Source organism: Streptomyces sp. MB09-02B, from assembly GCF_033794485.1.
Taxonomy (GTDB): Bacteria; Actinomycetota; Actinomycetes; order Streptomycetales; family Streptomycetaceae; genus Streptomyces.
This window is the reverse complement of record NZ_JARGEE010000013.1, coordinates 1-13,125: the sequence shown is the minus strand read 5'-3', so window position 1 is coordinate 13,125 and position 13,125 is coordinate 1. Positions and strand designations below refer to the sequence as shown.

9 protein-coding genes and 1 pseudogene are annotated in these 13,125 nt (G+C 66.4%); 3 read left to right on the top strand and 7 right to left on the bottom strand.

Annotated elements, in window-relative coordinates; translation table 11 throughout:
• Positions 1-314: 314 nt before the first annotated feature.
• A complete protein-coding gene (gene dcm, locus P1P70_RS03845; protein WP_319234579.1) occupies positions 315-2,279 on the top strand; it encodes a DNA (cytosine-5-)-methyltransferase in 1,965 nt (654 codons plus the stop codon).
• A 24-nt stretch (positions 2,280-2,303) separates the two neighbouring features.
• On the opposite strand, the gene P1P70_RS03840 is transcribed toward dcm, so the two are convergent.
• Positions 2,304-2,750 carry a very short patch repair endonuclease gene (locus tag P1P70_RS03840; protein ID WP_319234577.1) on the bottom strand — a complete coding sequence of 149 codons (447 nt, stop codon included), beginning with the start codon at positions 2,748-2,750 and terminating at the stop codon, positions 2,304-2,306.
• Positions 2,751-2,807: 57 nt separating this feature from the next.
• On the opposite strand from P1P70_RS03840, the gene P1P70_RS03835 reads away from it, so the two are divergent.
• A complete protein-coding gene (locus tag P1P70_RS03835; RefSeq protein WP_145809442.1) occupies positions 2,808-2,996 on the top strand; it encodes a hypothetical protein in 189 nt (62 codons plus the stop codon).
• Positions 2,997-3,014: 18 nt separating this feature from the next.
• On the opposite strand, the gene P1P70_RS03830 is transcribed toward P1P70_RS03835, so the two are convergent.
• The 4 genes from P1P70_RS03830 to P1P70_RS03815 form a co-directional block, all read right to left on the bottom strand.
• Complete coding sequence (locus P1P70_RS03830) at positions 3,015-5,024, bottom strand: AIPR family protein (protein WP_319234574.1); 2,010 nt, start codon at positions 5,022-5,024, stop codon at positions 3,015-3,017.
• A complete protein-coding gene (locus tag P1P70_RS03825) occupies positions 5,017-6,027 on the bottom strand; it encodes a PD-(D/E)XK motif protein (RefSeq protein ID WP_319234572.1) in 1,011 nt (336 codons plus the stop codon). The genes P1P70_RS03830 and P1P70_RS03825 overlap by 8 nt, the downstream gene beginning before the upstream one ends.
• A complete protein-coding gene (locus P1P70_RS03820) occupies positions 6,024-8,810 on the bottom strand; it encodes a Z1 domain-containing protein (protein ID WP_319234570.1) in 2,787 nt (928 codons plus the stop codon). Before P1P70_RS03820 ends, P1P70_RS03825 begins: the two co-directional genes overlap by 4 nt.
• 63 nt (positions 8,811-8,873) lie before the next feature.
• The gene (locus tag P1P70_RS03815; RefSeq protein ID WP_319234568.1) at positions 8,874-10,349 is read right to left on the bottom strand and encodes an ATP-binding protein; all 1,476 of its coding nucleotides are present in this window, start codon (positions 10,347-10,349) and stop codon (positions 8,874-8,876) included.
• Between the two features lie 227 nt (positions 10,350-10,576).
• On the opposite strand from P1P70_RS03815, the gene P1P70_RS03810 reads away from it, so the two are divergent.
• Complete coding sequence (locus P1P70_RS03810) at positions 10,577-11,287, top strand: hypothetical protein (protein ID WP_319234567.1); 711 nt, start codon at positions 10,577-10,579, stop codon at positions 11,285-11,287.
• A 233-nt stretch (positions 11,288-11,520) separates the two neighbouring features.
• Here the strand turns inward: P1P70_RS03810 and P1P70_RS03805 are convergent, their stop codons facing one another.
• On the bottom strand, positions 11,521-12,687 hold the full coding sequence (locus tag P1P70_RS03805; protein WP_319234565.1) for a pyridoxal phosphate-dependent aminotransferase: 1,167 nt from the start codon (positions 12,685-12,687) through the stop codon (positions 11,521-11,523).
• Positions 12,688-12,791: 104 nt separating this feature from the next.
• Positions 12,792-13,125: pseudogene (locus P1P70_RS03800) on the bottom strand (aminotransferase class I/II-fold pyridoxal phosphate-dependent enzyme); the annotation flags it as partial.

Sequence of the window (13,125 nt, the reverse complement as noted above, 5' to 3'; positions counted from 1 at the left end):
AATGGCTCACTCGGGTGTGCCTTCTGGCGGGCGGATTCGTTGGGGCATAGCGGGCGGAACGGGATGGTTGTGCGCGAGGCCCCTGATCGAGCTGTCAGTGGCATCCCGTACGATCGATCATTTCAAGGGTGTGCCAGAAACATCATCTCGAAGACACAGTGGGCGAACCTTACCGATCATGAAGCCCGCTGGCGGATCGAGCCAGGTGGATGCCGGGTGTTCGGGAGGCTCGACCTCGTCGGAATTGTTGCTTCCGCGAGCGTGTCCGTGATCTCCTGGTGCTCGTTCGTCTCGTGCGTGTTGGAGGTTGTGCTGTGGAGAAGGGGAAGTACGGCGTACCCCTGGAGCGGAGCGACTACCTTCCGCTCGAACGGCACGAGGAGAGCTGCTCTCCGGAGGACTTCCGGAAATGGCTGAAGACCCACGGTAAGGGCAAGCGGCTCGCCGTCGACCTTTTCTCCGGAGCCGGTGGTCTGAGCTACGGCGTGAAGCAGGCGGGTTGGACGGTCGCGGCTGCCGTCGACTTCGACGAGCGAGCTCTGGAGACCCATGCGGCGAACTTTCCCGGCATGAGTCTCCACATGGACCTCGGTAACCCTGACGAGCGTGACCGCTTGGTTGAGCTCCTGAAGACTGCTGACATCGACCTGATCGCAGGCGGGCCTCCCTGCCAGCCCTTCAGCCGCGCCGGACGCAGCAAGATCCGGGATCTTGTGACGAACCACAAGCGGGACCCGGAAGATCTTCGCAAGGAACTGTGGCGCGCCTACGTGGACGTTGTCACGCGTGTCAGGCCCCGGGCCATCCTCATGGAGAACGTGCCAGACATGGGGCTTGGAGACGACTTCTTCGTGGTGCGCACGATCGAGCAGCACCTGGAGGATCTTGGGTACGCCACGCAGGTCCGCCTTGTCGACGCCTGGCACTACGGTGTTCCGCAGCACCGGAAGCGCCTGATCCTGCTCGCGAGGAACGACGTCGAGCGCTTCGACTGGCAGCCGAAGCAGGACGGCTTCACCAACCTCCGTGAGGCGATCGGCGACCTTCCCGGCCTCGATCCGCAGCCCAGGAAACGCGTCGGCGAACGAGAGATGCCCTACCGCATGCCAGAGGCTCCCTCCGCCTTCGTGGAGATGATGCGTAAGGGCGCCCCGGAGGGGCTTGTCTGGGACCACATGACGCGCCGGGTCCGAGACGACGACTGGAAGATCTTCTCCGAGCACATGGACTCCAAGACCCTGTACTCGGATATTCCGGAGGAGTTCCGTCGCTACAGTGCCGAGAACTTCACGGACAAGTACAAGAAGCTGGCCTGGGGCGAGCGCAGCCGTTCCATCACTGCGCATATCGCCAAGGACGGCTACTGGTACATCCACCCGGACGAGCCCCGAACACTCACTGTGCGTGAGGCGGCCCGGGTGCAGACGTTCCCGGACTGGTTCCGGTTCGCCGGCACCCGTAGCGACGCCTTCCGGCAGATCGGAAACGCGGTGCCACCGCTGCTGGGCAAGGCAGCAGCCGAGGCACTCGCGCCCGTGGAAGGCGTGCAGGCACAGCTCGGAGGACTACAGCCGCATTGGCGGCAGGTCAGGGAGGAGCTGGTGGCCTGGGCCCGGGAGAGGCGGAACGGCGACGACTGGTGCCACCTCCCCGGCGAGCAGATGTCGCAGCTCGCGGCAGCCGTGATTGCGCTTCTCTCCGGCGCCAAACCGTCGGCAGCCCGACTGGACGAGATCCTGAGGGACGTGAGATGGCGCAAGACCCTCACGTCCAAGGCGTTCCAGAACCTCTTGGAAGCGGCCCCCTCCGAGAAGATCAGGACACGGCTGGAACGCCTTGCTCCGCTCGTCGATGACTCAGCCGCCTGGCAGGAGAACAGGCGTCTTGAGATTCCCAAGCACCTCGCCCTCAAGCCGGCCGAAGCGTCGCTCTATCGCCTGCTGGTGGGCGAGGACCTCCTCTGGGTGGGCCAAGGGGCGCTACGCGTTGCCGCACGTCTGAACGACAGCGACGCGGACCGCACGAACAGACTCAGTGACGGCCGGGTCAACCTGGTAAGGCTCGTGGGCGCCGGGGGCGAGGACGCACCGCTCCGCATGGCGGCGCTGCGTCTCATCAGCAACACCGTCTGCAGCGCGCGTGAACCGATGTGCTCCGAATGTCCGCTGAGTAAACACTGCAAGCGGAAGTCCGACGCATCAGACGTCTCAGTGACCACAAAGGGCAACGGGGAATCACAGGTCAGGGAGCGCGGAGAGAGGAAACAGACCTCGACGTAGGGGGAGCGGGCTGGAAGACGGCGATCAAGAGGGCTGCCCTGTGCAGGCTTCGTACACCCTGAGCGCGGCCTGCTCGACATCGGTGCGGATCTCGCACTCCCAAACGCGGACCACGGTCCAGTCCTCTGACTCGGCCGCCTTCGTGTTGCGGCGGTCCCGCGCTCTGTTCGTCTCGATCTTGTCCCTCCACAGCGGGGCGTTCGGGCCTCGGAAGTCCGCAGGCCCGTGTACTGGGCAGCCATGCCAGAAGCACCCGTCGACGAAGACGGCGACGCGGTACCTGGGCAGGACGAAGTCCGCTCTGCAGCGGGCCGCCACCCGGCGCTGAAGTCGGAACCTCAGCCCGAGCCGATGCACGGCGCGTCGCAGAGCGACCTCCGGAGCGGTGTCACGTACGCGCCGCCCGCGCAGGTGACCGCTCTTCTCGGTACTGACCCAACCGGTGCCCGCCGTGTCGCCTCCCGTTGCCATGTTCGTTGTCCCGCCGTCGGCCAATCTGGGCGTAGGGAGGGGTGCCACACTCTTCCCATGCTTAGGGAACCATCTGAACTCCGGATCGACAGCCAGGGCCGGATCGAACTCCCCATGAGCCTGCTCGCGGAGGCGGGCATCGCGCCGGAGGCCGCGCTCATCGCGTTCAGTGACGGAGACGGACGGATCGTGCTCCGCCGCGCCGAGGACGCGATGAGGGACCTGATCGAGCGGGGGCAGCTCTGACCGTCGGTGGGGTGTCGTCTACGCCCCGGGGGTGAACCCGAGGGACAGGGCCTCGTTGCGAGCGTGCAGGGCCTGCACCGCCTGCGGCTCGGGGACCTCTTGGTCGAGTTCGAGACGCCTTCCGACGTACTGGGCCAGCTGACGCTGTGCGGGTACGAGGTTGTGGGTCTCCTTGGCCCACCGCTCGAGCGCGTACCACTCGTCCGCGGGGACCATCGTCACCTCATCCCTGGCCCCTTCGTCTCCTTCGGTGCCGCCCGCCAGCGCCTCCTCGTCCAAGGGATGCTCGCGGAGCTCCGACTGCAGGTCGCGGGGGACGGTCCAGCGAACCCTGGAGACCGCGTCCCAACAGCTGGGCTTCTTGGCCCATTCGCCGACGTGGTTACCTTCGCGTGGATTGGTCACCACCGCCATGACCCGGGGGCACAGATCGTCGATCGCGTCTTCGAGAGCCGGCGAGATCCGCTGTTCACGCCAGATCCGGTCGAGGTCGATGCGCCGATCCGTGGCGAGGGACAGGCGTGCCACCGTGTAGGTCGTGATCATGCTCTTGTAACTGCCTGCCTCGTGGGTCGCCGCGATGCGGTCGACCGCTTTGAACAGAACAGCCATCGCGATCACGCGTTGGCAGTACTGCACGTCGACGTGAGGGGGCGCCTCGTCGATGCGGACCATGAACGCCGCAAAATTCTTCTGCGCTCCACGACTGACCTGGAACGGAAGGTGATTCCAGGAGTTGACGTACTTGGCGAGGTCCGCCTTCGTGAACTTCTGCCTCGTAGGGTTGAGCTTCTTGAAGGTGCGCTGCTTCGCAGGGGTCCGGGCCTTGGCCACCTCGTCGGTGTACTGGCCGCGTGCACGCTCGTAGAACCAGTGAGTCTCCTGACCGCTCCCGTCGGTCGCCGACGCCCAAAGGGATCGCGTGATCCGCTGGACGGCCACGTGGTACTCGTGATTCGAACTGAAGTCGACCAGCGTCACCCGGTTCTGTGTGTTCGAGTACTCGGAGATCATCGGGACGATCTCCGCGAGCCGCTCGGGGGACACCTCCGTCAGTTTCATCTGTACCGACACATGCGAGAGATCCGCCTTGTCGCGGCTCTGCGCGTAGTGCAGCGACGCCGTCGTCTGGCCACCGTTCACCACTTGGAGTCCGTGAACACGGGAAATGCCTGTCGGCTGTCCGTCCGGGCCGTGCACGAAGTCGACCTGCGAGGCGGTCGCCGTGATGCCGTTGTTGTACGCCAGGAACCTGCCGGGCGCACTCAGGAGCGTCTCCCTGATTCCCCGGTTCACCGAGCCACGGGCCTGCAGGAACGAGCGGACGTTGAGTTCGAGGAGTCGGGTGCCGTACTCCCCGTACAGCTCGGCCAGTCTCCGCCCCGGGATGACCGCCATGGCCACCGAGTGGTCCGACTCGCTGCTGGGCGCGGAGACGCACGGCAGCGGAGGTTCGAAGGAGACCACGATGGGCTCGCTGATGCTGCCGGACGTCGCATGGCGGTGCAGTCGCGCCAGGTCCCACACCTCGTGGGTCACGGGGAGACCGTCGAAGTCGGTGGGCGGAACCACGGTGCTGGTGCCGACACGGTTGCTGAGGAGGAAGAGCCGGATCCTCTGTACCTCGGTGAGGGCCTTCTCGACCGCCGCGCACATGTCGTAGACGTCGAACGATTCGTCGATGTGCTGACGCAGCCCGTCCCGGCACCGTTTTACGAACGTCAGCAGCCGCTTGAAGGCCGTCTCGGTCTGGCTCTTCGTGAGCTTGGACTCCGAGGGGCCCAGGGTGAAGTCCGTGACGAACAGGTCGAGGCACTCCCCGGACTCCCCGATGCCGTATCCGTGGACCAGATGCCCTTGCGCCTTGTGGTAAGCGGTGAAGGTGTTGGAAGCGATGCCCGCCTGCTCCAGGTCTTCGAAGACTCGGCGGGTGAACGCCTCCGCGGGGTTGGTTCCCTCAGCGTCGGCGGTCGCCTGGACATCTGCCACGAGATCGCGGGAGTACTCGGACAGGTCGAGCTCAGGCATGCAAGCCCCCGATCAATTCGGTCACCTCGTCAGTCGTGGCGCGGTACTGATCCAGCCCCGAGGTACTCACGTGGTAAGTGCACTCGCCGACACCTGCGGCGAGATCCGCTTCGACGATTCTCGGAAAATCCCCCCGCACATGCCAGAAGTGCAGGTCGCGAAGGGTGTAGCGGGGCTCGTCGTACATGTCTCGCTGTCCGGGAAGGTATCCGGCTTGGACGAGACGCCCATCGAACTGAGCCCGGTCAGCGGAGCTGGTGAGCCGCTCGCGTATACGTTCGACCAGCCGGTTCAGGCTCTCACCCGATCCACCACGCCGTTCGTCGAGCATCGCCAGTGCCAGCAGCAGCGAGGGCGTGCCGGTGCCGTCCAGCTGCCGCTCGCTGGCGATACGGATGCTACGCGGACGCTTGGCGGTGCTGGCCTTCGCCTCGATCGCCACCTCGGATAGCTGGAAGTCCTGGTTGGCTCCGCTCGGACCAGTCCACGCCTCCACGGCATCAGCCGGGTCGACGGCGGGCAGGACGTGCTCTCGGAGTACGAGGAGCTCGCCCACGAGGCCGCGGCGCGCCTCGGGAGCCAGGCCGTCCCTACCTACGGAGCGAAGGAGGTCCTGCCACCGCTCGAACCTGTCCACGGCGGCGGTCAGGGCGGCAGCGGCCTCGGGGGCGTCCCTGACGGTGTCGGCAACGTCGGTGACGAGCGGGTTGAAAACCTCACGCAGTTCGTTCGCGGTCAGGACCACCTGGAGTTCGTACTCGAGCCGCGACACCGCGCTCAGGTTCATCTCCAGTCCGGCCGCACGCGGCAGCCGCCCCACCGAGCGCACGATGTGGTCCGCGGAGCGGGCGTCGGTCCTGAGGACCAACATGCGTTGGTGACCAGGGTGGGTGACGGACAGGAAGACGTCCAGAGGAGCGTTCGGGTGCAGCCGAAGCCGGGACCTACCGGGCGTGCTCTGGGGGGTCTCCAGGTCACGCCACTCGGCCTCGGTGACGGTCACTCCCCGCCCTCCTCGTCGTCGAAGGCGTCGAGGCCCTCCTGCTGCCAGATGGTGTTGACGACGTACTCCGTGTCGGACTGGTGCTCGGAGCGGGGGAAGCTCACCTTGAAGCCCACCAGAGGCGGCTCTGCCTCACCGTCCGGAGAGGCCGCCGGCCGCTCGATCAGGTAGATCAGCAGCAGGGCCTGGTCGGGCCTCCTCTGCCAGCGCAGGTGCTCGCCCGAGGGGGTCTGGGGAACCTTCTCCTTCTTCTTCATCGCCGCGGCCATCTGCGTGGCGTCGAGAGCGGCCTTCACCTGGGCCGGTTCGAGGTCGAGGTACTCGTCAGGCGGGCTGAGTACCCGGCGGATCGTGTAGCGCCCCTCCGTCCTGAAACCGGGGTTGATCGCCGCGCGGGTCACCGGCCCGATGGTGTGTCCGGCGACGTTCTGCGGATCCTGTGCCGCGGACTTGCCGACCAGGTGCACCGTCCACTCAGGCAGTTCGCCCACTGCCACGCACTGGTCGATGTACTTCGCGATGAACCTGGGACGGACGCGCTGCGCCATGCGGTCGGTCTCGTAGCTGGAGAGGAAGTCGGCGATCACCTCGGAAGGCACTGACTTCCACGCGACATTGCCGCCCGGAACCTTCGACTCGGCCGCCGCGACGCCGTCGAGCCGCTGGACGAAGTCCTCGAGTGCCTTGAGGTTTTGGTCAACGGTCTTCTGAGCAAGGTTGAAGATCACGGTCTCCGGGCCCTCGCCGGAGTAACTGAGCATGACCTTCGTACCCTGGCGCATCTTGTTGGTGGCTGTGATCGCGAGGCCGAGCGAGGAGGCACGTACCTTCAGCCCGAAGTTCCTTGGGGTGAGGTTGAGCGCGGCCATTTCCTCCACCTCACGGCGAAGTTCGTCGGTCGCGGCGGTCACCTCGACGTACTTGGCCTGGAGGTCGGACGTCGTGTAGAGACGGCACAGGTCCTCGTACCCCGGGCGGAATCCGAACCACCGGCCCATCTGCAGCAGGGTGTCGTAGGTGTTGGACGTACGCAGGTAGTAGCTGACGGTCAGCCCTTCCAGAGTGAGTCCTCGGGAGAGTTTCTGACCTCCGATGGCGATGACGGAGAGACCGGTCCTACGGTGCTCGTAGTAGTCGAGAGCGTCACGTGAGGCGCCGTTCACCGTCTTGACCACGATCTTGCGCAGGGCCGGCATGACCTGTGGGGCCACCTCCTCCCAGGTCAAGGGCTCGGCCTCGTCCGCGGGGAAGTGGTCCGTGGTGGGGACGAAGTCGCGCTCCCACAGGGCTCGGAGCTCTGCCATCCGCTCCGGAGCCTGCCCGTACCGGTCACGGAGCGAGTCCACGAGAAGGCCCAGATGGTCGGCCACTTGGTCACGAACGATCCCCTGGACCGCGGTGAAGCGGGTGACGTGCACCAGCATGGAGTTGTGCACCTTCGTCTGCCCCCGCGCCCTGCGAGCGGCACACGAGAGCACGAACGAGGCGATCGCCTCACGCAGGGACTGGGGTAGGTCGTCGGACGGGACGAAGGCGGACTTGTGCTTGCTCGGAACCCAGCTCTCGTCGTCGTCCACGGGACGCACGAGCGGCAACGGGGGCACGTCGTCCTCGTCGTCGTTGTCGACCTGGAGTCCGAAGACCCGCTCCGGACCGAGGTAGTTGGACGGTGAGGGCAGCGTCCGGATGAAGCTGTCGGGGAAGAGGTCGGCGCCGAGGGCGGCGTGATCCACATCGGGATCGATGTAGATGTTGGCGTACGGCGTCGCGGTGTACCCGACGTAGGCCGACTTCTCGAAACTCTGCATGAGGTCTCGGATCGCGGCGTTGGTCTTCGTCGGATCCGCGTCAGGGTCCCGCTTGGTGTTGATGGAGGCGTTGTCGGCCTCGTCGTCGATGACGAAGAGCGGGATGTCACGCACGACCTTGCGGCCGGTCTCATCCTCGGCGCCTTGTACCTCCGTCACCCACGTACGGAGGTACTCGAGGATCTTCCAGTGCTTCTTCACGACGAGGACGACCGGGAACCGGCCGAGGGGGAAGTTGACCGCGTTGGCCGCCTGACGACCGAAGTCGCCCTTCTCGGAGCTGTTCGTGGGCGACGCGATGTCGAGCCTCTTGGCGCCGGGCATCCGCCCAGCACCCATGAGACGGGACTTCCCGTTCTGGTTGGACCGCTGCTGGTGCTGTGTGTCGAAACCCAGGAGGCCCTCGTCGACACGCAGCTGCGTCTGGCTGCGGAGGTCGTTGTGGATTCCGGCCAGGACCACCACGAACTGGTATCCCGCGTCCACGGCCTTCGCGGCGAGCCCGATGTACTGCCCTGTCTTGCCCGACTGAACCTGACCGATCACAAGGCCGGTACGGCGCCAGGAGCCGATGCGGCGCGGGTCCTCCAGCTGGCTCAGGACCTCGTCCGTGCTCTGGTCCAGCCGACGCACGACTACCGGGGGCAGGCTACGGACGTCCTCGAGGTAGCGACGGTAGCGCTCCCAGAAGTCCCATTCGCGGTCGTTCTTCGCCTCCGGCAGCCACGGCTCGTGTCCCCTGTCGCTCTCCAGACCGGAGGAGCCCTCCTGGAAAACAGCGGTTATGGCCTCGATCTCCTTGGCCAGCTGGTCTCGATCGACAACCTCCCCTTGGCCGGCCAACATCCCGAAGATGACGGTGACGGCGTTCTGCACCTCTTCCGGAGTCGGCTGACGGTCCTGGGACAGCAGTGCGAGAACCAGGCGCCTGGCTTTGGCAAGGGACTCGAAGGAGTCCTCAGGGGTGGAACTCACAGCTGACCTCCAGCTGAACGGGGACGGTATCGGGCAGGGTAGGGGTGACTACTGACAACGGGCTCACCCGCTCCAGAAGCCCTGCATTTGGTCGAAGGGGGGCATGGTCCGGAGTCGCTCCCGGGCAGCTGCGGGCGAACGACCGTCGGAGACCATCGCCTCGTAGATCCGTTGTGCGACCTCCGTCGCGCCGGCGTCGGCAGGTCCCGGACCGCCGAAGGGCTCGGGGTCGTCACTGGTGTCCGTCTCATGCATCACACGGAGGGCCGTAACCGGCACGGTCTCCTCCAACAGGCGGATTAGGGCTCGCACGTCTTCTGCACTGGCGCCGCCGGGGCGTAGCGCCGCCCTCACCAAGGGGTGACCACGGTTGATCCTGCAGGTGACCTGGTCACTCGCACGGCGGACGTTCCACGCGTAGAGGAGTGGGTCACCGTGCGTTCGCGCCGCGATCTGCCCGCGGTGGCGCAGCACGTCGGCGGCTCTCCTCCGAGCCTGCAGAGCGATCCGGCGGAGGTGGGGACGCAGGCCGACGGGCGGCACAACGCTGGACTTACGGACGTCGACGCCCCACTCGACGTCCGTCTCGGCGGGGATGTCCACGGCGATCCGTGCCAGGTTGTACTTCTCCTCGCGGCGTACACCGCGCTGGCCAAGCCAGTCGCCAGCCAGGATCAGACGGTCCCGCCGGTACACGTAGAACCCCTGCTGGTCGAGCCAACCGCGTGGGCCGCCGGCCTTCTCGTACTCGGTAGGCGTGAGCCGCTGCGCGCTGGGGAGGACGAACGCCTCCACTCGTACGGAGCCGGTGCCAAGCGGAAGTTGCTCCACAGGGAGGGGCTGAACGGAAGGGTGACCGGAGAGGAAGGGGTCCCAGGGCTCGACCGGGCTACCGGAGACACGCATGGTGCGGCGTCGACTGCCCGTCAGGAAACGGGCGAAGACCATACCCAAGTGCGACTCCGCGCGGGCGGCCTCTGCGTAGAACTGCTTCTGGGTCCGCTCGTCGTCCTCGGTCACGCCGTCGACGTGGTATCCGTTTAGCCGCTGCCACAAAACGACCGTGCCGTGGTCAGCCCTACCGCGGATCCTGTCAAGCAGGTCCGCCGTCGCCTCGTCCGCGCCGTGCAACAGCCTCCACTCACCGAACTTCTCAACGACGTCGAGATCCCACGTGCGTACGTGCCACTCTCCGGAGACAGCGGTCGCGACGGTGAGCTGACGGGCCTGGGAGAACGACGCGGACTTGAGTCCGACGCCGAAGCGCCCCAGGTCTGTGGCGGTACGCGGTGTGGTGGGACCGCGCGCAGCCACGGTCATGGCGGTCACGAGCTCGCCCGCGCTCATCCCTTCGCCGTTGTCGACAACAGCGATCCACGAGTCCTGTCCAGCCCATGTGAACTCGATGTCGATGTTGGCTGCCTTCGCGGAGATGCTGTTGTCCACGAGATCCGCGATGGCGGCGGGCAGTGAATAGCCGAGAGAGCTGAGCGAGGCGACCATGCCTGCAGGTTCAGGGGCTGCGATGTCGTATTTCATGCCCAGTTCCAGTCCTGCTCCCCGTTGCAACCCCTTGCCGACGTGTGGTGTCCGAGCGATCCATGGAGCTGAGAACCGAGACGTTCTTCTGGACGTCTCCTAAGTAGCTCTGCTCTCATCCCCCGGGCCAACTCCCCACCTACGCAAGATGGTAGTTGAGCCTGGCCAGCAAGGTCGGTGCGTCGGCTGGTCTACATCGCTTTCCCGCACCGGCGTAGTCTGCGGGGGTGCTCCACGAAGTCACCGAGGATGGCGGGCTGGGCTTCTGCCATCACGTCCTTCCGGGTCTGCTGCCACCCGGCTACCACGGTCCGTTGGTCGTCGCCGTCGACTCGAACGTCCTGATCGACCTCCAGCAGCATGGGGCTGCGCTCATGAACGATGAGCCGCTGCCCGATCGAGTTGCGGCGGACGTCGCCTACGCCGACGAGCTGTCCGGCCTCGCGGACCTTCTCAACCTGTGGCTGTTGCGCGACATTCGATTCGTGGTGACCCCCCGATCGAAGACCGACGCCAAGAAGGTCACCGAGCGCTTCCTGGAACGCAGGCTCCCGTCGATCAACGCGCTAGCGGACAGCTTGGCGTTCCAGGTGGGAAACTGGTCCGTGCCTGCGCCGTCGCACGGACCGTTGCCCACTCCCGTTGGTGAAGTGACCGGCCCTCCTCATGGCGCCGACCGCGACTTGGTACTTGAGGCTCAGGCCGTTGGCGCTCACGTTTTCCTCACCCGTGACCGGCTCGTCTTGGAACGTACGGAGCTCGCCGGGCCCCCGATGGCTCTGCTCCCGCCCCAGAGGTTGGCGGCCGAGCTCCTTGCCGCTGGCGTCCAATCGCTCCTCGGGGGCACGTGCGACGGCCACGGGTGCCCGTACCGTGACTGGGGGCTCCCCGCCCCAGATATGGGCAAGTGGGGCGGGCTCCTCTCCGTGCTGGAGTAGAGCTTGCCGGGGACCAAGAGAATCGAGGCTGGCGGCGGCATTCACGGGGCGAATACGGCGTGACTCCTCCCCCTCGTTCACGAGGGGGAGGAGTCACCTGGGAGCCAACCCGCCCCCAAGCCCCGTCCAGACAGCCCGAGACCACTCCACTCCAACGCCCTGAGCAGGCAAAACGCCAAACCGCCCGGCATCAATCCCGCCCGAACCTCATTCGGGACGAAGAGGGCGTGAGTTCAGGACGCCAGGTGTCGCAGCCGACTGGCAGCCTCGTCGAGAACGTCGTCCCTCTTGCAGAAGGTGAAGCGCACCTGGCTGCGGCCGGCGTCGGGGTCGTCGTAGAAGACGGAGTTGGGGATGGCGACGACGCCGCAGCGTTCGGGGAGGGTGCGGCAGAAGGCGTAGGCGTCCTTCTCGCCGAAGGGGGTGATGTCGGTGGTGATGAAGTACGTGCCCTGGGGTTGGTAGACCTCGAACCCGGCGGCGCGGAGGCCGTTGCCGAGCAGGTCGCGCTTGCGGCGGAGGTCGGCGTGGAAGCCGTCGAAGTACGAGTCCGGCAGGCGCAGCGCCTCGGCGATCGCGTACTGGAAGGGGCCCGCACTGACGTAAGTCAGGTACTGCTTGGCCGTCCGGACGGCGGAGACGAGCGGGCCGTCAGCCATGACCCAGCCAACTTTCCAACCGGTGAAGGAGAAGGTCTTGCCGGCGGAGGAGATGGAGACGGTGCGCTCACGCATGCCCGGCAGGGCCGCGATGGGGCGGTGCGTGCCTTCGTAGACCAAGTGCTCGTACACCTCGTCGGTGACCACGAGCAGGTCGTGTTCGACGGCGAGTGCGGCGATGGCACTCTGCTCTTCGGCGGTGAGGACCATCCCGGTCGGATTGTGGGGGGTGTTGAGGAGAAGGAGGCGGGTCCGCGGGGTGATCTTGGCCCGTAGTTCGTCCAGGTCCGGGCGGAAGGACGGGGCGCGCAGGGTGAGCGGTACGCGCTTCGCGCCGGCCATCGCGATGCAGGCCGCGTAGGAGTCGTAGAAGGGCTCGAAGGCGATCACCTCGTCTCCCGGTTCGAGGAGGGCGAGCATGGCTGCGGCGATCGCCTCGGTTGCCCCTGCGGTGACCAGGACTTCTGTGTCGGGGTCGAGGCTCAGGTCGTAGAAACGTCGCTGGTGGTCGGCGATCGCCTGGCGCAGCTCCGGGATGCCCGGTCCCGGCGGGTACTGATTGCCGCGTCCGTCCCGTAGCGCTCGTACGGCCGCTTCCCGTACTGACTCCGGCCCGTCCGTGTCCGGGAAGCCCTGGCCCAAGTTGATCGCGCCCGTCGCTGTAGCCAGTGCCGACATCTCCGCGAAGATCGTCGTCCCGAGTCCGTCCAGCCTGCGGTTCAGCAGCGGCCTGCCGCTCATGTCTCCACCGTCCTCACCCGGGTATCCGTCGATCCTTCGGAGACCATCCTGGCCGATGCCCGGCAAGGCGTTCACGCGACCAGCGTCCAATAGGCAGGTGAAAATGCCTTGACCCAGCCCACCTTCCACCCGGTGAACGAGAACGTCTTGCCCGCCGACCCGATGGTGACCGTCCGCTCCCGCATCCCCGGGAACGACGCCAGCGGCAGGTGCTCGGCGTCGTCGAAGACCAGGTGCTCGTAGACCTCGTCCGTCACCACCAGCAGGTCCCGCTCCACCGCCAGCTCGGCGATCGCCGTCAGCTCCTCGCGGGTGAGGACCGTCCCGGTCGGGTTGTGCGGCGTGTTGATCAGCAGCAGCCGCGTCCGGTCGGTGACGGCGTCCCGCAGCTCGTCCAGGTCCAGCCGGAACCGCCGGCCCCCGCCCACGTCGCCCGAC

Excerpts from the sequence above, each read along its gene's own strand:
- P1P70_RS03835 (WP_145809442.1), top strand. The coding sequence starts at position 2,808 with ATGCTTAGGGAACCATCTGAACTCCGGATCGACAGCCAGGGCCGGATC.
- P1P70_RS03840 (WP_319234577.1), bottom strand. The coding sequence starts at position 2,750 with ATGGCAACGGGAGGCGACACGGCGGGCACCGGTTGGGTCAGTACCGAG.
- P1P70_RS03815 (WP_319234568.1), bottom strand. The coding sequence starts at position 10,349 with ATGAAATACGACATCGCAGCCCCTGAACCTGCAGGCATGGTCGCCTCG.
- P1P70_RS03830 (WP_319234574.1), bottom strand. The coding sequence starts at position 5,024 with ATGCCTGAGCTCGACCTGTCCGAGTACTCCCGCGATCTCGTGGCAGAT.
- P1P70_RS03805 (WP_319234565.1), bottom strand. The coding sequence starts at position 12,687 with ATGAGCGGCAGGCCGCTGCTGAACCGCAGGCTGGACGGACTCGGGACG.